Genomic DNA, 19,855 nt, shown 5'->3' on the forward strand with positions numbered 1-19,855 from the left:
TGAAAATTTCGTACCAATCAAATCTAGAGATAATGGCTCCTCAGCTCAGACGAGGAGTTGGTATGAAGAAGAGCCGGCTCCGCGATGATGCCGTCCCCCACTTCATCTGCGCGCGCGAACCCCATGTCTTAGGTATCGTCGAGTACCCCCTTGATCTATTTTTAACCTGAATGTCATTTTTCCCTCATTTTCAGACAAATGTCAGGATACGCTTTTTCCCTTACAATGAGACGCTCCATGGTTTCCGGTTGAGTACCTCATCATGCATCGAATTGGATTCTTTGTTTGCCGTGGCTACGATGCACTTGACCTCGCTGGGCCACTTTCGACCTTCAACCAGGTGGCTACGGCCGCCGGCCAAACTCCCTACGATCTCCATGTGATCTCGCAAGCGGGTGGGTTGGTTCGTAGCAATGCAGGGCTTCCAATTGAGACGAAGTCTGTCGGGCGGCGCGCATTTGACACCGTCATTTTCGTGGGTGGTGATATAGAGCCGATGCAGACAACGGAAAACGTGACTGTTGCCACGAAATTGGGCAAGAGAGCCTCGCGGGTGGCAAGCGTGTGTACCGGAGCGTTTTTGCTTGCGGAAACGGCCTTGCTGGACAATCGGAGAGCAACAACGCATTGGCGATATATCGCTCAATTACAGTCACGCTTCCCTCGCATCAGAGTCGAAGGCGATAGTATCTATATCGCGGACGATCACATTTGGACCTCGGCGGGCATCGCTTCTGGAATAGATCTGGCACTAGCAATGATCGAAACAGATATGGGTGCAGAAACTGCGCGCACTGTCTCTAGGCTTTTGGTCGTGGCGTATCGCCGACCAGGAGGGCAGTCTCAATTCTCGGCCATGTCACAAATGGAACCGGAATCGGACCGCATCCGCATTGCTCTGAACTTTGCCAGGGAACATTTAGCTGAAGCTCTACCTGTTGAGCGGCTCGCAGAGGCTGCAAGATTAAGTCCGCGGCAATTCGGACGGGCGTTTCGTCGAGAAACCGGTGAAACGCCCGCCAAGGCAGTTGAGCGCTTACGCGTTGAAGCAGCACGACTGCGCTTGCAAGATGGTAGCGAGCCGATCGAACAGATTGCCCTAGCCGTGGGATTCACTGATCCGGAGCGGATGCGGAGGGCTTTTGTCAAACTCCATGGACATCCGCCACAATCGATCCGTCGCGAGAGCCGATTCTTCGGCAGACGATAATCATTCGTTGGTCTGCGCCGAACAGTGCCCTTTCTGGAGGGGGGCGGCGAGAAACGTCGACGGTATCAAACGACACTGAGTCGTTATAGGGAATCCAATACTCTCTCCGCGTATCTGCGAGCGCTAGCAAGGCGTTGCTCAGTGATTACTAGTGCTCGCGCACGAACGTTACTCAAAACATCGGCAGATGCCCTCGCAGGAGAACCCGAAGCAAAAGGCGGCTGCGGGTCGTAGGCCATGTAGAGTTGCAGCTCTTTTGCTACCTGATCACCACGAAGAACTGCAGCTAGAATAAGCGACCCATCGATGCCTGATGTAACCCCCGCCGCACTCACATAATTACCGTCGATGACGACACGGTCGTCACAAGGGATGGCGCCATAGAACGGTAACGCTCCCATCGCCGTCCAGTGAGTCGTCGCCTTTCGGCCGTGCAGCAAACCAGCAGCGCCGCAGATGAGAGCTCCCGTACACACCGGGTAAACATACAAGGCGTGCTCGGCTTGCGCACGAATAAAAGCCAGAACCTCCTCGTCGACTTCGACTTCTTCCTGGCCATAACCTCCCGGAACGATTAGCACATCGAGTTGAGGGGCTTCCTTGAGTGACGTGTCGGGAACCAATTGCATACCTCGCATATCCCGCACAATGCATTTGTCTTTCCACAGTGTGAGGAACGTCGAGTTGGGAATGCCCGACAGCGCCTCAAAAGGACCAGTGAAATCACATTGATCCATATCGGGGAAGATCAGTCCGCCAATCATCAAGTGTCGTTCCTGAAAAATTTCCTGCCTGTCATTTCAATCGGTGAGCTATTTCGATAAAGGAATCAATATCGTCAAGCGGATGGCGCACGGTATCTGTAATGATCGAGACGTTCGCTTTGAAAGCTGAGCGACTGTTCGGGGAATAGCGATGCACTTCATACCCTTACGGGGCATAACTGCTCCACATATCACGATGCAACTTCCAGACGCCACCTTGCCTCAGGAAGATAAGCGTTTGCTTGGCATGGATTTGGAGCTTTCCACTATGATCGCGAACTTCGGCGTCCGAGACCTCAGCCACGGCCTGATCGTCGCCATAGAATTCATCGTTGCTGAATGATACTGAACCTGGCTGGGATCCGGCGTAGGCCTTGGCGAAGTATTCGGTAATCGCAAGCCTTCCCGTGACTCTGTCTCCCCCGGGCGGTAAGAGTGCACCATTTTCTGTATAGAGATGGCCTATCGCGTCGTAGTCCCCCCGGCCAAAGGCTTCCGCCCATCGTACATTCTCAGCCTTAATGGCCGCTTCGGTTTGAGGTGTCAGGCCATTCGCCGACGCGGACATGGAAAAAACGAAAGGAGAAAAGCAAACTGCAACGGCAGCAGCAAAAAAGCGAATCGGTCGCATCTTTTAGTTTCCTGTCAAATCATCTGGTGATGGAGGGGTACATCAGACTGGGCCAGTTCGCGCAGGCAACGCAGGTTGCGGCCTCATCGCAACCTGTTGATATTCTTTGCGCGTTGCCTGTGATCATTTCAGTGAAGGCCCGGAATCAAGGCGAGGCCTTTCGATGCGCCAGGCAATCTTTTGTCAACCATTGCGATGATTTCTGGCGGCGCGTCGCTAGGATCGCCGCAATGGAAGGGCGGCGCCGGGTCATAGGCGATCAAGAGTTGTGTGAATTCAGCAGCCTTGCGGCCGCGGAGCTTTTCTGCAACGCGTAGCGCGAAGTCGATTCCGGCAGTTACTCCACCTCCGCTCATGAATCGTCCATTGTCATCCTCTACGAAGCGCTCCGCGACAGGGATCGCACCGTATTTAGGCAACTCGTTAAGAAAGGCCCAATGGCACCCGCTGCGTTTGCCCTTGAGCACTCCCGTTGCGGCAAGCACAAGCGACCCATTACAAACTGACGTCACATACTTGGCGTTCTCAGCCAGTCGACGGATTTGCGCCTGATATGCCGGTCCCATCGGCGCAGTCAAGTCAGATCCACCGGGCACCAAGATCAAATCAGTTTTCTCAATATCGGCTAATCTTTCGGTATTCCCGTAGACGACCCCGAATTCGAGGGTTACGTTGCCACCATTGAGACTCGCATAGCGTATATTAGTATTCGGAAGCCGGTGAAAAATCTCGCTGGGTCCGGCGAAATCAAGGAGTGTGCCTCCGTCGTAATTCACGATCAAAATATTGAGCGGATCATTTTGATCCAGACTGCCCACCTTACTGCTGGTCTGCGCAAAGGCAGGAGTGGCGTGGCTAAGCAAAGCCCCACCTCCCACAACGGCTGCAAGAGCGGCGACACCTCCAAGCTTGATGGCATCGCGACGTGAATGACCGGCTTTGCTGAGCTGTTCGCCGTCATCGTCATTTTTTGGGTCGACCAAGATAAATTCTCCTTACACTTTGGCCCTCTACAAAAACAGCTAGATTGGGCCGAATTAAAGATCCACCACGCCGAAAAGCCTGATGATCTTTTTAGATATTGAATTACTAGCGGTTGAAATCCGGCGCCAATAACTTAAAGCTGTGAAGCTCCACCATCGACGATTATTTCAGTGCCGATAACATAAGAGGATTCGTCGCTCGCGAGATAAAGCGCTGCGTAGGCGATGTCCTCTGCCTTACCCATGTAACCCACCGGAATTGTTTTCGCCATTGCCTGCTTGCGCTCTCGAACAACTTCATCTGACAACCCCCACTTGCTTATCAAGGGGGTATCCATCGCGCCGGGAGCGATGGCGTTAAATCGGATTTTTCGGTCGAGAAACTCGTAAGACCAGCTTCGAGCAAGTGAACGCACAGCAGCCTTTGCGGCTGCTGTCAGTGAGATACCGTGCTTACCGGTTTGATCGACGAATGACGTATTGAGAATGACTGAGGCGCCCTCTCGCAAGTCCGCCAGCACCGCTTGAAGTGTGAACACTACGCCCTTGACGTTGATGTCCATGATCTCGTCATAAAGTTCGTCGTTGATGTCGTTGAGTGCAGTTGGGAAAGCCCAACCGGCGTTAGCGAACACGACGTCCAAGCCACCGAACTTCTCTTTTACTTTGGCGGAAATCGCCCGCATGTCTTTGATCGAACGCACGTCACCCTTGAGGACGAGCGCATTCTCTCCAAGCTCGGCCTTGACACGCTCGAACACGGCTTCATCGCGACCAGTTACCGCCACCTGAGCGCCTTCTGCAATGAAGAGCTTGGCAGTGGCAAGACCAATGCCACTTGTGCCTCCCGTGATCAACGCCGATTTGTTCTTAAGCCTCATTTCTATACTCCTATCTCTGCTTCACCATTGATCGAGTCAATGAATCAATGAACCAATGAACCAATGAACCAATGAACCAATGAACCAAGTGCGACCACACTTGACTCGACTTGACTTCGTCGGCAAATTATCGAGCATGCTGTAGGTGTCTCAAAGGACATATAACCCTTAAAAAACGTCACGCATCTCAGATCAACGAGCAAGGTATGCTCAGCGCTCTGAATCGCCCCGGAGTTGAACTGACCCCCGAGAGTTGGACACGACCTTGGAGGTTCCGTGAGGAAATTCGATGCAAAGTTTAAGGAGAAGGTGGTTCGCGAGTACCTTGCTGGCAAAGGGGGCTATAAGCTCCTTGCGGCGAAATTCGGTATTGCAGAAAGCATGGTGAGGCGATGGGTCGCGGCATATCGTCACCATGGTAACGCTGGGCTCGTCCGGCAGCGTGGTGCTTACACCATTGAGTTCAAGCTTGAGGTGGTGCACCGGGGCGTGGCCGAGAACCTTTCCTGTCGAGAGCTGGCTGCCATTTACAATATCGGCAATCCGCACAGCATCACGATGTGGCAACAACAGAAAGCACGGGGAGAGCTCCGTTCGCTAAAGAGCATGCGCCCGTCGGGACGGGATGTTTCGGTGCCAGCAAAGAAAAAGACCTCGAACGAGTCGTTGGAAGCTCCGCGATCTGATGAGTCGGACCAACTGCTGCGTGAGAATCAGCAGTTACGCGCGGAGGTCGCGTACCTAAAAAAATTCAATGCCTTGGTTCTAGCAAAGAAGTTGGCGCGGCAGAAATAGCCAAAATAGTGCTTGAACTGAGGCAGGAATTCCCCTTGACCGATCTTCTCCAGGCGGCGAGGTTGCCACGCAGTACGTACTACTATCGGGTCAAAACGTTGGCCACCCCAGACCGGCATGGTGGGCTCAAGGCGAAGATTCAGGCTGTCTATGCTGCACATCGCGGCTTGTATGGCTATCGACGCATCACCTTGACTATCCGCAGTGATGGCGAGCTAGTTAATCACAAGAAGGTGCAGCGCCTCATGAGCGAATTGGGAATCAGGTCGAGGGTGCGCCGGAAGAAGTTCCGGTCGTACCAGGGCGAGGTCGGCGAGGCCGCGCCGAACCTGCTCAATCGCGAATTCACCGCGTCGGGCCCAAACGAGAAGTGGGTTACCGATGTGACCGAGTTCCGGGTCGCGGGGAAAAAGCTGTACCTTTCTCCGGTCATGGACCTCTACAATGGGGAAATTGTTGCCTACGAGTCGAGCCATCGCCCCGACTTCCCGATGGTCATGGGCATGCTCAGGAAAGCTGTCAAGAAGCGCGGAAATGCGGCTACACCGATGCTTCATTCAGACCAGGGTTGGCACTATCGCATGCAACCGTACCGAGCGGCACTGGCGCGCTATGGAATGAAGCAAAGTATGTCGAGAAAAGAAAATTGCTTCGATAACGCGGCCATGGAGAGCTTCTTCGGCACTCTGAAGGCCGAGTACTTCCATCTCACGGACTTCGAAGACGTCGATGCATTACGGGTAGGCCTGAAGGGCTACATCGACTACTACAACCGGCACCGCATCAAATCGAAACTTGGTGGACTGAGTCCCGTGGAATATCGAATGCGAGCGGGAAAAAACTAACGCTTCAACGTCCAACTCTCGGGGGTCAGTTCAAGTTTGAGGAGGCTCCAACTCTTGAGAGAAATGGTATGGACGCATCCCTCCCGCATCGTGAGGCCCAGGCCTTCGACATGAGCGAGCGCATAGCGCAAGATGACATGGATCTTCACGGCGAAGCGGAGGCTAGCGATGAATCTGACACCAGTTGAAATCGACATTGCAAAGACTGCTTTCCAGGTGCATTACGTAGACCATGACACTGGCGAGGTCGTGAACAAGCCAATCAGACGCGCTGCGTTTCTCGAACATTTCGCGAACTTGTCCCCTTGCCTTATCGGAATGGAAGCGTGCGGCGGAGCGCATCACTGGGCACGCAAGCTGGTGCAGATGGGGCATCAGGTCAAGCTGATGCCAGGGGAATTCGTGAAGGCGTTCAACATCCGCAACAAGAACGACGCGGCGGATGCTCGAGCGATCTGGCTTGCTGTGCAGCAGCCCGGCAAGGCAGTCGCGGTAAAGACCGAAATGCAGCAAGCAATGCTGGCGCTGCATCGGGCACGGGCGCAACTGGTGAAGTTCCGGACAATGCAGATCAACGGCTTGCGCGGATTGTTAGCCGAGTATGGCGAAGTGTCGGCCAAGGGACGGGCTTCGCTTGACAAAGCGATACCCGAAATTCTTGCGCGAGTTGCGGAGCGTTTGCCCGCAGTGCTCATCGACACATTGCGTGAGCAGTGGGCCGGGCTGACGAAGCTTGATGAGCAGATCGCGGCGATCGAACGCCGAATGCGTGAATGGAAGAAAGATGACCATGCTGTGAAAGCGATCAGTGAGATTCCCGGCGTGGGATTGCTGACCGCGACTGCGGCAGTCGCAATGATGGGCGACGCAAAAGCGTTCAGATCTGGGCGCGAATTTGCAGCGTGGGCGGGACTGGTGCCAAGGCAGACTGGTTCGGGGGGCAAGGTGAATCTTCATGGCATCAGCAAGCGCGGTGACACCTATCTGCGCACACTACTGATTCACGGTGCCCGTAGTGTCTTGATTCATGCGAACGCCTCGGGTCCGTGGGTCGAGCAGTTGAAGAAGCGACGGCATCCGAACGTGGTCATCGTCGCGCTGGCAAACAAGATCGCACGCACAATTTGGGCGGTGCTTGCTCATGATCGACCGTACCAGAAGGGATACGTAAGCGTGAATCCAGTCGGAACGGCAAACATCTCCTGAGAGACTGGTTCTGTAAAGGTGGCACGTCGAAGGTTGCGTTGGGATCGAGAGTGGTGGCAACACAGGTCGGACCGTGGTCTGCGAAACCTGAATGGCTCCGAGAGCTACGAGCTCGTGAGAGAAATGAGGCGCGGATCAGCGGATTCCATAGTGGCCCGCAGCGAAACAACCGGCTGCAACAAGGCCGGATATAAAGCTGCGACCGTTCCTGTCACGTCAGAGTTCGAAATCCCTTGCAAACGGGAGGCGTCCATATAAATGGAGCCATGAACAAGAAATCGAGCAAGTTTTCCCCGGAAGTCCGGGAGCGCGCAGTGCGCCTGGTGCGCGAGCAGCGTAGCGAGCATCCTTCGCTGTGGGCGGCAGTCGAGTCGATTGCGCCGGTGATCGGCTGCACGCCGCAAACGCTGAACGATTGGGTCAAGCGCGACGAGATCGATAACGGCGAACGTGCCGGCCTGACCACGAGCGAGCGTGAGCGCCTGAAGGCGCTGGAGCGCGAGAACAAGGAATTGCGCAAGACCAACGAGATTCTCAAACTGGCCAGCGCGTTTTTCGCCCAGGCGGAGCTCGACCGCCGTATCAAGTCCTGAAAGCCTTCATCGATCAGCATCGCGACACCTTCGGGGTCGAGTCGATCTGCAAGGTTCTGCGGATTGCCCCGTCGGGTTACTGGCACCATGCTGCCCAGCTTCGCGATCCATCGAAGCGCTGCGCCCGAGTCAAGCGTGATGACGTGCTGTACCCGGAAATCCAGCGTGTCTGGCACGCCAACATGCGGGTCTACGGCGCAGACAAGGTCTGGAGGCAGATGAACCGGGAGCAAATCCGGGTGGCCCGCTGCACGATCGAGCGATTGATGCGGCGGCTGGGATTGCAAGGCGCGGTTCGCGGCAAACGGGTTCGCACGACGATTCCCGATGTCTCGGCACCCCGCCCGCTGGACCGGGTCAATCGCCAATTCAAAGCCGACCGGCCAAATCAGCTCTGGGTTTCCGATTTCACCTACGTTTCGACGTGTGGCAGGGCTGGCTGTACGTGGCGTTCGTCATCGACGTGTTTGCACGGCGCATCGTTGGCTGGCGGGTGAGTCGTACTATGCGCACCGACTTCGTACTCGATGCGCTTGAACAGGCGCTGTATGCCCGCCAACCGGGCGACGACGGGACGCTGATCCATCATTCCGACAGAGGATCGCAATATGTTTCCATTCGGTACCCCGACCGACTTGCCGAAGCGGGCATCGAACCATCGGTCGGCAGCCGCGGCGACAGTTATGACAACGCCCTGGCGGAAACGATCAACGGCCTGTACAAAACGGAACTGATTCACCGGCGCGCGCCTTGGAAAACAAGGGAATCCGTCGAGCTTGCAACTCTGGAATGGGGCGCTTGGTACAACCATCATCGGCTGATGGAACCGCTGGGCTTTATCCCGCCAGCCGAGGCTGAGGCAGATTACTACGGGCAACTCAGAATTACTGCTGAAGCGCCTGCATTAACTTAAACCAACCGGCCTCCACGATTCCCAGTGCGATTCAGATCCGCGTCTTCACGCGCTCTTTCTTCAGGCTACTAAAAAAACACAATGGCTGCGGCTTCTCTCTCTGGCGCGACAGACGGCTCACCGCCCGCCGGGCTCCGCAAGGTACGGCCCAATGCCCGTCGGATAACTTCCCGGGATGAGCATCGACGTGTCGAGACGCTCGATGCTCGTGCGACCGGTCAGCGCCATCGTCACGTCCATCTCCTTGGCAATGACCTCCAGCGCGCGACGCACGCCCGCCTCGCCCATCGCCCCCAGCCCGTACAGGAACGGTCGCCCGATCAACGTCCCCTTCGCGCCCAGCGCCATCGCCTTGATCACGTCCTGCCCGGAACGCACGCCGCCGTCGAGCCACACCTGCGTGTCGCGTCCCACCGCCGCGACAATGTCGGGCAGCGCCCGGATCGTCGAGATCGCCCCGTCGAGCTGACGCCCGCCGTGATTGCTCACCACGATCGCATCCGCCCCTGCGTCGCGCGCCGCGCGCGCATCGTCCGGATCGAGCACGCCCTTGAGCACGAGCTTGCCGCCCCAGCGCTTCTTGATCCACGCCACGTCGTCCCACGACAGGCGAGGGTCGAACTGCGCCGCCGACCACGCGGCGAGCGAGCCGATGTCGTCCACGCCCTTGGCATGCCCCACGATGTTGCCGAACGTGCGACGGCGCGTGCCCAGCATGCCCAGGCACCAGCGCGGCTTGGTCATCATGTTGGCAATGTTCGGCAGCGTGAGCTTCGGCGGCGCCGACAGGCCGTTCTTGATGTCGCGATGACGCTGGCCGCTGATCTGCAGATCCATCGTCACCATCAGCGCCGAGCACCCCGCCGCCTTGGCGCGATCGATCAGTCGCTCGATGAAGTCGCGATCGCGCATCACATACAACTGGAACCAGAACGGCGCCTTGGTATGCGCGGCCACATCCTCAAGGGAACAGATCGACACGGTCGAGAGTGTGAACGGCACGCCGAACGCCTCGGCCGCGCGCGCGGCGAGAATCTCGCCGTCCGCATGCAGCATGCCGGTCATGCCGGTGGGCGCCAACGCCACCGGCATGGCGACCGGCTCGCCCAACATCGTCGTGCGCGTGCTGCGATGCTCGATGTTGACCGCGACACGCTGGCGAAACGCGATCCCGCCAAAGTCCGCCGCATTCGCCCGATACGTCGACTCGGTCCATGAGCCGGAATCGACATACTCGTAAAACATGCGCGGCACGCGCCGCTGCGCGAGCACCCGCAAGTCCTCGATGGTGGTAATCACTGCCATGCTGCGTCTCTTCTTCCGGGAAGTCCCGACCGTCTTTCGGGAACTGGTGAATATCGTCGATATTTTTATTTCTGCTTCACCAGATCGACGAGCGACTGGGTTTGCTTGATTGTCTTGAGCACGATGTTCGATTGGATCGCCATGACCGCCGGCGCACGGTACAACTCGTTCACGATGAAATCCGAGTAATGCGCGAGATTCCGGGCCCTGACGGTCAAGATGTAATTGGCCGAGCCAGTGACGATGCGTGCGGTCACCACCTCAGGCCAATTCTGGACGCAAGCGAGAAATTTCTCGTGCCATTGATCGACATCGGGACGCAGCGAGATTTGCACCAGGGCTTCGAACTCGAGGCCGATATGCTGTGCGTCCACGATGCAGCGGTATCCGGAAATCACCCCGCGATCCTCAAGCAACTTCACCCGGCGAAGGCAGGCCGATGGCGACAGCCCAACGGCATCCGCCAACTCCTGGTTGGAGATGCGCCCGTTGAGTTCGAGATGGCGCAGGATACGCAGATCGGCAAGGTCAAGGTTCATTGGCAGAATCCATCAAGTTCCCCCGGATTCTGGCAGATCCTTCGAATCGCCGCCAGTTGTCCGCCGCAAATGGCCAGCAAATTCCATTTTTTGCGTTGAAATCGTAACGCCCGGCCAAGCTCGGGCACGGTGTGCTATCTGCGCCGTGAACGCCGTTTTCCGAGATTGCCGCTGTCGTGCCGCTATCGCGTTGCGACGTGCCTACCCACCCGACTTGCGTTGCTTGACGATGCGTTGCAGCAGGTATCGCGTCTGTTCGAGCACCGCCTCGCGCACCATCCGGTTGCGTTCGGGATTCGGCTCGCTGGCCCACCCCATCGAACTGTCGACGGAGCGGCGCATCACGCGAAACGCCATGCCCAGCGTGCTGATACACACGGCCCGAACCCGCATCGCCTCATCGTCGGGCGCCACGCCCGCGAGCCGCGTCACAATGTTCGCCCCTACTGCGGCGAGCCGGCTCGAAAAGCGCTCGTGGAACACCTTGAAACCCGCCTCGGGTCCAAGCCCTGCCTGCTCACGGGCCATGAACATGTGCCAACCCTCGATCTCCGGCACTTCCTCCATGAACCCCGCCTTGCGGTTCTGCAACTCGCAGAATGCGTCGATAAGCTGCTTGTCGGTCGCCTCCGGTTCGGCCACCACGCGCTCGGCCGCCTCGATCGCTTCGCCCATCTGCCCCATGACAAGACCCACGATGTACTCGACGCACGCCGTGTACACCCCCTCCTTGTTGTCGAAGTAGTACTGCAGCGCCGGTGCGTTCACACCGGCCTCGTTCGCGATGTCCCGCGTGGAGGCCCCCGCAAAACCGAACTCGCCAAAGCACTTGATCGCCGCCAGGATGATGCGCGCGCGCGTTTCCTCACCCCGTTGATACCCCGTGTCGACCGCATGCCGCGTTCGCACAGGCGTGCGCGGTGCCCGCCCGGCGCGTGAAATTCCTGTCATGTCTGTCCTTGCTTGCCAAAACTTTCGTCAAAAATATAACACTTGACACAAATCGATCAACTGGAATAATTTTGCCAAACGGAATAATTTGAAGGCCCCCTCATGTCAACCGCAGCACCGGTCAAACCGACAACCTCGACACCGCCGATCGCACGCCACGCCGACACCCCGACCGCCAGGACCGTGGAAGCCGCCGAAACCACGCAGACGCCGGCCAACCGTCGCCGCAAAACGATTCTGCTAGGTGCGCTGGCACTGGGCGTCGTCGCGGGTCTTGGCTGGGGCGCGCACTGGTGGTTCGTTGGGCGCTTCATCGAGTCGACCGACGATGCCTACCTGCAAGCCGACAGCATGACTGTCGCGCCGAAAGTGGGCGGCTACGTAACGGAAGTGTTAGTGCGTGACAACGAAACGGTGAGCGTTGGTCAGCCGCTCGTGCGGCTCGACGCGCGTCAATACCAGGCCGCCTTCGACGAGGCACAGGCAACCGTGCAGGCACGCGAAGCCGATGTCGCGCGCGCCGAGGCCGAACGCGCCCAGCACACCGCGACGATTGCGCAAGTGCGCGCCGAACTCGACGGTGCGCGAGCGGACGCGCGCTACACGGCGGGCCAGGTCAAACGCTATGCACCGCTCGTGGCCACCGGCGCGGAAACCGACGAGCGTCTTGCCGAGCTGCGCAATGCCAGCACCCGCGCCGACGCCACGCTCAAGAGCCATCAAGCCAGCGTTCAGGCGAGCGAGCGTCAGGCCGACACGCTCGACGCCGCGCTGGCGCAAGCCAAAGCGCAATTGACGGTCGCACAGGCCAGTGCGCGCAAGGCGGAACTCGATCTCGCCGACACCGTGGTCAAAAGCACGCTGGCCGGCCGCGTCGGCGATCGCGCCGTGCGCGTGGGCCAGTTCGCTCAGCCGGGCACGCGGTTGCTGACCGTCGTGCCGGTGCAGAACGTGTATCTGACGGCGAACTTCAAGGAAACGCAGGTGGGCCATATGCGGCCCGGCCAGCCGGTGACGGTTCACGTCGACGCCCTGCCGAGTCGGCCGATTCACGGCGTGGTCGATTCGCTCTCGCCGGGCACGGGCGCACAGTTCGCCTTGCTGCCCGCGCAGAATGCGACCGGGAACTTCACGAAGATCGTGCAGCGCGTGCCGGTGCGCATCCGGCTCGACGTGCCGGCATCGCTGCGCACGGTGCTGCTGCCGGGCCTGTCGGTGACGGCGGACGTCGACACGCATCGCCGCGATACGGCCGCCCCCGCCAAGCAGGCGAGTCGAGCGGATCAGGCAGATCGGGCGGGCGACCCCGTGGTACAGCTCGCGCTCAGCGCGCCACTGAACGCCCTCGTCGGCCCCGTCACCAGCGCGCCGTCGAACGCCGATGCCGCACCGTCATCGGCAAACGTTGGGGCGCAACATGGCTGAGCGTGGCACGATGGACACATCGTCGATCGCCTTGCCTTCGCCGTTCGCGTCGTCTTCGTCGCCCTTGCCCGTCGAGCTGACGCGCGACCAGGCGCGGAGTGCCGTGGCGGCCGGCAGCGGCGGGCATGGGGGACCTGGCGGACGCGGGGGACACCCAGGCGGTGGCGCCGCGAACGCCGCCACGCCGCGCAACGCGTCGGCGTCGGACTGGATCGCCGTGGCGGCCGGCGCACTGGGCGCCCTGCTGGCCACGCTCGACATCTCGATCACCAACTCCGCCCTGCCGCAAATACAGGGGCAGATCGGTGCGTCGGGCACCGAGGGCACCTGGATCTCGACCGGCTACCTGATGTCGGAAATCGTCATGATCCCGCTCGCCGCGTGGCTCACGCGCGTGCTCGGTCTACGGCGCTTCCTGATGCTCAACGCCGTCTTCTTCACGCTCTTCTCGATGATGTGCGGCGCATCGAGCAGTCTGGCCGAGATGATTGTCGGCCGCATCGGGCAGGGCTTTGCCGGCGGCGCCATGATTCCGACGGCGCAGATGATCATCCGCACGCGCCTGCCCCGCCACCAGATGCCCGTGGGCATGGCAATGTTCGGCCTGATCGTACTGCTCGGCCCACTGCTCGGCCCGGTGGTCGGTGGCTGGCTCACCGAGAATGCCAACTGGCGCTGGTGCTTCTTCCTGAACCTGCCGATCTCGGCGACTATCGTCACGTTGCTCATGCTCGGCCTGAAGCGCGAACCGACCCATCTGCAGGCGTTCTTCAAGGCAGACTGGCTGGGCATCGTGGGCTTGACCATCGGCCTGAGTACGCTGACCGTCGTGCTGGAGGAAGGACAGCGCGAACGCTGGTTCGACTCGCCGCTGATCGTCTGGCTCTCGATCGTGTCGGCCGTCGGCATCGCCATGATGCTGGTGGCGCAGTTCACGGCGGAGAAACCGATCGTCAAGCTCTCGCTGCTGGGTAACAGGAACTACGCGAGCGTGATCTACATCGTGTTCACGGTGGGCGCGGGACTCTATGGCGTGTCGTATCTGCTGCCGCAGTTTCTCGCGACGATCGCCGGCTACAACGCGCAGCAGTCGGGCAACATCATGCTGCTCTCGGGGTTACCTGCCTTTCTGATGATGCCGTTCCTGCCTCGTCTGATCAGCCGCGTGGACATTCGTCTGCTCGTGATTCTCGGGCTGCTGTGTTTCTTCGCCAGTTGCATGCTCGACATCGATCTGACCGCACAAAGCGTGGGGCATGACTTCACGATGTCGCAATTGCTGCGCGGCGTGGGACAGATGCTCGCGATGATGCCGCTCAACCAGGCGTCGATGGCGGCCGTCGAGGCGCAGGACGCGGGAGACGCCGCCGGTCTGTACAACATGGCCCGCAACTTGGGCGGGTCCGTCGGACTCGCGTTGCTCGGTACGCTGATCGACCGTCGCACCGCCTATCACGACGCCATGCTGCGCGAGACGATCACCGCCAACAGTTCGCTGGGTCAGGCGCATCTTGCCGCCAACGCGGCGAGCTTCTTCGCGCAGACGGGGGATAGCGTGCATGCGCAATTGCAGGCCACTGCACAGCTGGCCGCCGAGATCGCGCAGCAGGCGAGCGTGATGACCTTTTCCGAAACTTTCTATGCATTGGGGATCGCGCTGCTGCTTTGCGTGCCGCTGGCCCTGCTGCTCAAGCAACCGACCGGCTTCAGTTCGGGCGGACATTGAACGATCATGACGCTGCATTTCCGAACGATGGCCCTCGCGGCCGCCCTTCTCGTCACCGGCTGCACGGTTGGCCCCGATTATCGTGGCGCGCCCGAGGTGGCGGCCAATGCCCTGCGCACGGGCGCCACGTATGCGCATGCCGGAGACGGCATCGCGGCGCATACGCCGGAGGTCGCCCGATGGTGGACGACGCTTGGCGATGCGCAACTCACGGCGCTGATCGACGACGCCATCGCCCGTAGCCCGGATATCCGCGCGGCACAGGCGAAGGTGCGCCAGTCTCGCGCGAGCCTGCGCAATCATCGGGCCGACCTGCTGCCCAAGGCAGGCGTCGATCTCGCGACGCTGCGCACGCGCTCGCCCGATCTGAGCCTGCTTGGCGGCAATGGCGGCAGCGGCAGTGGTCGCGGCCCGCTCGACTTGTATGTCGCCGGGTTCGACGCGAGTTGGGAGATCGATCTGTTCGGCGGCACGCGACGCGCTGTCGAGGCCGCCAGCGCCGATGCCGATGCGGCGTCGGAGGATCTCGCGGACGCCCACGTACAACTCGCCGCCGAAGTCGCACAGGCCTACGTCGCCTTGCGCGATCAGCAGGCACGGCTGGCGCTGGTGCGCGACTCGGCGCAACTCGAAGGCGAGATGCTCGATCTCACCCGCCAGCGTCGCGCGGGGGGCGTCGCGTCGGAACTCGACGTCGAACGGCTCATCACGCAGGTGGAACAGACGCAATCGCGCGTGCTGCCGCTCGAAGCGGACGTCATCGAATCGCTCGATCAGTTGGCGCTGCTCACCGGCCGTGCGCCGGGTGCGTTGGACACCGAGCTGTCGGTCCCCAGGGCCTTGCCGAGCGTGCCGAAGACGGTCGCCATCGGCGATCCGTCCGCGTTGTTGCAGGCACGCCCGGACATCCGTGCGGCAGAACGTCGCCTGGCGTCGCAGAACGCCCAGATCGGCGTGCAGACGGCCAACTGGTTTCCGAAACTCTCGATCATGGGCGAACTCGGATATTCGGCGCTGGATCCGGGCCATCTGGTACGTAAAGACAACTTCAGTTGGATGACGCTGCCACGCCTGCAATGGAATGCGCTCGATTTTGGACGCGTGCAGGCGAGCGTTGACGGCGCGAAGGCCGGTCGCGATCAGGCGCAGGCGAAGTATGAAAGCGCCGTGCTCAGCGCGTTGCGCGATGCCGACGTGGCACTGGCACGTTACGGGCATCAGCGCGAAAACGTATACCGTCTGCGCAGTGTGGAGGCTTCGGCCACGCGGGCCGCAACGCTCACGCGTCAACGTTATCGCGCTGGCACCGCGAGCACGCTCGATTGGCTCGATGCCGAGCGCACGCGCTTTTCCGCCGAGCAGGACCGGGTCGCAGGCGATGCGCAACTGCTCAAGTCGTTCGTGACGCTACAGAAGGCGCTGGGTCTGGGATGGCAGGTGGGATCGACGCCGGGCTCGACGACGGGGTGAGGGGCACGCGATACGATGCATCGCCGAACAAGATGACATTCGCGCGGCGCGGTCATCTCGCTCGACGGCGCAGGCAAGACGGGCATCGCATGGCACCGTGCCTTTCGGCGGCGCCAATGAAAAAACGCTCCAGAAGCTTTCGCGTCTGGAGCGTTTTTACCAACTGAGTTGGTGCGGCTGGCAGGATTCGAACCCACGACCCCTTGGTTCGTAGCCAAGTACTCTATCCAACTGAGCTACAGCCGCATGTACTGCACGCGAGTCCCGATCAGACGATACTATCGCTGTCGGTTCGCCTTCTCATCGACGCGGGCCGAATGTACATGACATGCGGCGCGTCACTGGGAAGGACTCTCCCGAAAAACTAAGGGACTCCCGGTGAGGAGGCCCTCGAAATAAGTGGCGCGGCTGGCAGGATTCGAACCCACGACCCCTTGGTTCGTAGCCAAGTACTCTATCCAACTGAGCTACAGCCGCGTCGTGAGAACAGAATTATGTAAGAAACCCGCTTACCACGCAAGTGATTTTTGCAATTCTTTTGTCATAACTCCGATTTCCCTAATGTATCGCGCATTCCATGCGGGATTAGCGCGGAATCGTCCACGCTGGCAAGTCTTTGCGGCTAGAACAATTACTCCACGCAAACCCGCGCCAAATCAGGGCTTTCCATGTGCGCCTGCGCGAGACGGCACGGTATGCTACGGCTTTTTGCAGCGCGTCGAAGGGCGCGTTTGCCGCACGCGCGAGTTCGGATCGGCAAGACAATCGGTTCGGCACCCTCTCGCGCGCGGCACAAAGAAAATGCGATGAAACCACGCACCGCGCGCCCATGCTCTTCCCCCGGCGACGACGATGCGATAAAAACCATATTCAAGGAGGCGCTCATGGAAAAAGTCTGGCTCAAGAGCTATCCGCCCGGCGTGCCGGCCGAGATCGACGTCAACACGTATCGTTCGCTCAACGATCTGTTCCTGCAGAGCTGCCAAAAGTTTGCGGACCGCCCGTCCTTCACCAATCTCGGGGTGACGATGACATTCGCCGACCTCGAGCGCCAATCGCGCCACTTCGCCGCGTATCTGCAAAGCCTGCCCGGGCTGGAGCGCGGCTCGCGCGTGGCGATCATGTCGCCAAACCTGCTGCAATACCCGGTCGCCGTCTTCGGCATCCTGCGTGCGGGGATGGTCGTCGTGAACGTCAATCCGCTCTATACCGCAGGCGAACTCGAGCATCAACTCCAGGATGCTGGCTGCGGTGCCATCGTCGTGATCGAGAACTTTGCCGCCACGCTGCAAAAGGCCTTGCCCAACACGCCGGTCAAGCACGTCATCACGACCGCCATCGGCGACCTCGTGCCCGCGCCCAAGCGCTGGATCGTGAACTACGTCGTGCGCCATGTGAAGAAGATGGTGCCCGAGTGGCACATCCCGCACGCCGTGCCGTTCCGCACCGCGCTGGCGAACGGCGCGCGTGCCACGCATCAGGAAGTGCCCCTGGGTCACGACGACATCGCGTTCCTGCAATACACGGGCGGCACCACCGGCGTTGCCAAGGGCGCCATGCTCACGCATCGCAACATGATCGCCAACATGTTGCAGGCGCGCGCCTGGATCGGCGAGGGACTCGAGGAAGGCAAGGAAATCATCGTCACCGCCCTGCCGCTCTATCACATCTTCTGCCTGACGGCGAACTGCCTGGTGTTCCTGCAACTGGGCGCGCTGAACCTGCTGATCACCAACCCGCGCGACATGCCCGGCTTCGTGAAGGAATTGGGGAAGTGGCGGTTCACGTTCATGACCGGCGTCAACACGCTGTTCAACGGACTGCTCAATACCCCGGGCTTCGACCAGCTCGACTTCAGCGCACTCAAGTGCGCACTCGGCGGCGGGGCCGCCGTGCAACGGGCGGTGGCCGAGCGCTGGCAGAAGGTCACCGGCCATGCGCTGATCGAAGCCTACGGTCTGACCGAGACATCGCCCGCCGTGTGCATCAACCCGCTTGGCAGTGAGTTCAACGGCTCCATCGGCCTGCCGATCTCGTCGACGGAGGTGAGTATCCGCAACGATGCCAACGAAGCACTCGGCTTCGGGCAGGAAGGGGAAATTTGTGTTCGCGGCCCGCAAGTCATGAAGGGCTACTGGAACCGCCCGGACGAGACCGCCAAGACGGTCACGCCCGATGGCTGGCTGCGCACGGGCGATATCGGCACGATGGACGAACAAGGGTACGTGCGCATCACCGATCGCAAGAAAGACATGATCATCGTATCGGGATTCAACGTGTACCCGAACGAGGTCGAGAGCGTGTTGGCCATGTGCCCGGGCGTGCTCGAATCGGCAGTCGTCGGCGTGCCGAGCGAGCGCACCGGCGAAGCGGTGAAGGCCGTGATCGTCAAGAAGGCGCAAGACCTGACGGAGAAGGCCATCGTCGACTTCTGCCGCGAACACCTGACGAACTACAAGGTGCCGCACGTGATCGAGTTCCGCACGGAACTGCCCAAGACGCCGGTCGGCAAGGTGCTGCGCCGCGAACTGCGCTAACGATTCACGTCACCGGGTTGTCTCGTCATCCGTAACGACATTCAGAACCGTTGGCGCCGCGTTGACAATGGCCGGGACCCATCCCGGCCATTGTCATTTCAGACGGCGAAACGTCGCCCCCTCGGTCGAGAGGTCGGCCTTGATTCGTAACTTTTGGTTACAGACGTGACGCGCGCACCTTGGTACAACAGGTGCACGGCAGCGAAGCCTTCAGGCGACACCTATCGCGATTCGCTTCAAAACGTAAGCGGCGGCCGCCATGCCGAAGGTGGCCGTGACACACACGCTCGAGCCGAAACCGGCGCAGTTCAGGCCCTGCGGTCCCGCAACGGCATTCGCCCCTTCAATGGGGGCGCACGCCGCTTCCGGGTACTGCAACGGCTCATCCGAGTACACGGCGGGTACGTTGAACTTGGCTTTCGGCCCACGGACAAAACCATGTTGCTTGCGTAATTGCGCGCGCACTTTGGCCAACAGCGGATCCTGGATCGTGCGGGTGAGATCGTCGATACGGATGCGTGTCGGATCGAGCTGACCGCCGGCCCCGCCAACGGTGATCAGACGCTGCGCATGCGCCACGCACCACGCGATGAGTGCCGTCTTGACGCGGACGCTGTCGATGGCGTCGACGACCCAGTCGAAGCCACCACCCAGCATGGCGTCGAGGTTGTCCAGGGCAACGAAGTCCTCGACCAGCGTGAGTCGGCAGGCAGGATTGATGGCCAGGATTCGCTCGGCCATCGCGGTCACCTTCGGCTTGCCGAAGTTGCCGTCGAGGGCATGCACCTGACGATTGGCATTGCTTTCGGCGACGTTATCGAGATCGATGAGCGTGAGTTGGCCCACGGCGCTGCGCGCCAGTGCCTCGGCCACCCACGAGCCAACGCCGCCAATGCCGATGACGGCCACGTGCGCGTCACGCAAACGCGCGAGACCGTCGTCACCGTATAAACGCGCGACGCCGCCGAAACGGCGGCTGGCGTCAAAATCTGCCTCCGGCGGCGTGGTAAGCGCCGGAGCAACCATAATCGACGGGGTACTGTTCATGATGCGATGGGTAACGTCCTTGAAATGGCTGGCG

15 protein-coding genes, 2 tRNA genes, 1 pseudogene and 1 other annotated feature are annotated in these 19,855 nt (G+C 60.1%); of the genes and pseudogenes, 8 read left to right on the forward strand and 10 right to left on the reverse strand.

Translation table 11 applies throughout. The annotated features are described in order from the left end of the window. The first annotated feature begins 262 nt into the window (after positions 1–262). Positions 263–1,210, forward strand: coding sequence for a GlxA family transcriptional regulator (locus PSO31014_RS19080; protein ID WP_150553058.1), 948 nt, complete (start codon positions 263–265; stop codon positions 1,208–1,210). Positions 1,211–1,293: 83 nt separating this feature from the next. Here the strand turns inward: PSO31014_RS19080 and PSO31014_RS19085 are convergent, their stop codons facing one another. The 4 genes from PSO31014_RS19085 to PSO31014_RS19100 form a co-directional block, all read right to left on the reverse strand. Beyond that, positions 1,294–1,974, reverse strand: coding sequence for a DJ-1/PfpI family protein (locus PSO31014_RS19085; RefSeq protein ID WP_150553059.1), 681 nt, complete (start codon positions 1,972–1,974; stop codon positions 1,294–1,296). A gap of 166 nt (positions 1,975–2,140) precedes the next feature. After that, the gene (locus PSO31014_RS19090; RefSeq protein WP_150553060.1) at positions 2,141–2,605 is read right to left on the reverse strand and encodes a YybH family protein; all 465 of its coding nucleotides are present in this window, start codon (positions 2,603–2,605) and stop codon (positions 2,141–2,143) included. A 128-nt stretch (positions 2,606–2,733) separates the two neighbouring features. After that, positions 2,734–3,588 (reverse strand): DJ-1/PfpI family protein, encoded by an 855-nt coding sequence (locus PSO31014_RS19095; RefSeq protein ID WP_246176836.1) that lies wholly within the window; start codon positions 3,586–3,588, stop codon positions 2,734–2,736. A 134-nt stretch (positions 3,589–3,722) separates the two neighbouring features. Then, complete coding sequence (locus PSO31014_RS19100) at positions 3,723–4,469, reverse strand: SDR family oxidoreductase (RefSeq protein ID WP_150553062.1); 747 nt, start codon at positions 4,467–4,469, stop codon at positions 3,723–3,725. Positions 4,470–4,745: 276 nt separating this feature from the next. Here PSO31014_RS19100 and PSO31014_RS19105 point away from each other — a divergent pair. The 3 genes and pseudogenes from PSO31014_RS19105 (at position 4,746) to PSO31014_RS19115 (ending at position 8,821) form a co-directional block, all read left to right on the forward strand. Next, positions 4,746–6,109, forward strand: a protein-coding gene (locus PSO31014_RS19105; RefSeq protein ID WP_150553063.1) for an IS3 family transposase whose coding sequence is annotated in 2 segments (ribosomal slippage) — positions 4,746–5,220 and positions 5,220–6,109 — 1,365 coding nt in all. Because the reading frame shifts where the segments join, the coding sequence is not laid out codon by codon here. Between the two features lie 168 nt (positions 6,110–6,277). Further along, positions 6,278–7,315, forward strand: coding sequence for an IS110 family RNA-guided transposase (locus tag PSO31014_RS19110; protein ID WP_150553064.1), 1,038 nt, complete (start codon positions 6,278–6,280; stop codon positions 7,313–7,315). A 266-nt stretch (positions 7,316–7,581) separates the two neighbouring features. Further along, a pseudogene (locus PSO31014_RS19115) lies at positions 7,582–8,821 on the forward strand (IS3 family transposase). Continuing rightward, positions 7,863–7,979: a sequence feature (AL1L pseudoknot), on the forward strand. Its footprint overlaps the pseudogene before it by 117 nt. 117 nt (positions 8,822–8,938) lie before the next feature. On the opposite strand, the gene PSO31014_RS19120 reads toward PSO31014_RS19115, so the two are convergent. From PSO31014_RS19120 to PSO31014_RS19130, 3 genes are all read right to left on the reverse strand, one after another. Then, the gene (locus PSO31014_RS19120) at positions 8,939–10,126 is read right to left on the reverse strand and encodes an alpha-hydroxy acid oxidase (RefSeq protein ID WP_150553065.1); all 1,188 of its coding nucleotides are present in this window, start codon (positions 10,124–10,126) and stop codon (positions 8,939–8,941) included. A gap of 65 nt (positions 10,127–10,191) precedes the next feature. After that, positions 10,192–10,665: an Lrp/AsnC family transcriptional regulator gene (locus tag PSO31014_RS19125; protein WP_017235024.1), complete on the reverse strand. Its 474-nt coding sequence runs from the start codon at positions 10,663–10,665 to the stop codon at positions 10,192–10,194. A gap of 201 nt (positions 10,666–10,866) precedes the next feature. Further along, positions 10,867–11,616 carry a CerR family C-terminal domain-containing protein gene (locus PSO31014_RS19130; protein WP_150553066.1) on the reverse strand — a complete coding sequence of 250 codons (750 nt, stop codon included), beginning with the start codon at positions 11,614–11,616 and terminating at the stop codon, positions 10,867–10,869. 102 nt (positions 11,617–11,718) lie between these two features. Here PSO31014_RS19130 and PSO31014_RS19135 point away from each other — a divergent pair, with 102 nt between their 5' ends. Genes PSO31014_RS19135 through PSO31014_RS19145 form a run of 3 tightly spaced genes read left to right on the forward strand, consistent with a single transcriptional unit; the run spans position 11,719 to position 16,237 of the window. Further along, positions 11,719–13,041 (forward strand): HlyD family secretion protein, encoded by a 1,323-nt coding sequence (locus tag PSO31014_RS19135; RefSeq protein WP_150553067.1) that lies wholly within the window; start codon positions 11,719–11,721, stop codon positions 13,039–13,041. Further along, positions 13,034–14,767, forward strand: a complete 1,734-nt coding sequence (locus tag PSO31014_RS19140) for a DHA2 family efflux MFS transporter permease subunit (protein WP_246176848.1) — start codon at positions 13,034–13,036, stop codon at positions 14,765–14,767. Before PSO31014_RS19135 ends, PSO31014_RS19140 begins: the two co-directional genes overlap by 8 nt. Before the next feature lie 6 nt (positions 14,768–14,773). After that, the gene (locus PSO31014_RS19145) at positions 14,774–16,237 is read left to right on the forward strand and encodes an efflux transporter outer membrane subunit (RefSeq protein ID WP_150553068.1); all 1,464 of its coding nucleotides are present in this window, start codon (positions 14,774–14,776) and stop codon (positions 16,235–16,237) included. Positions 16,238–16,406: 169 nt separating this feature from the next. Here PSO31014_RS19145 and PSO31014_RS19150 read toward each other — a convergent pair. Then, positions 16,407–16,483: transfer RNA gene (locus PSO31014_RS19150), tRNA-Arg, on the reverse strand. 154 nt (positions 16,484–16,637) lie between these two features. Continuing rightward, positions 16,638–16,714 (reverse strand) — tRNA-Arg (locus PSO31014_RS19155). Between the two features lie 407 nt (positions 16,715–17,121). On the opposite strand from PSO31014_RS19155, the gene PSO31014_RS19160 reads away from it, so the two are divergent. After that, positions 17,122–18,774 carry an AMP-binding protein gene (locus PSO31014_RS19160; protein WP_150553069.1) on the forward strand — a complete coding sequence of 551 codons (1,653 nt, stop codon included), beginning with the start codon at positions 17,122–17,124 and terminating at the stop codon, positions 18,772–18,774. 210 nt (positions 18,775–18,984) lie between these two features. Here PSO31014_RS19160 and PSO31014_RS19165 read toward each other — a convergent pair whose 3' ends face one another. Beyond that, the gene (locus PSO31014_RS19165; RefSeq protein WP_150553070.1) at positions 18,985–19,821 is read right to left on the reverse strand and encodes a tRNA threonylcarbamoyladenosine dehydratase; all 837 of its coding nucleotides are present in this window, start codon (positions 19,819–19,821) and stop codon (positions 18,985–18,987) included. Positions 19,822–19,855: the final 34 nt, after the last annotated feature.

The organism is Pandoraea soli, assembly GCF_902459595.1.
In the GTDB taxonomy this organism is placed as follows: domain Bacteria; phylum Pseudomonadota; class Gammaproteobacteria; order Burkholderiales; family Burkholderiaceae; genus Pandoraea; species Pandoraea cepalis.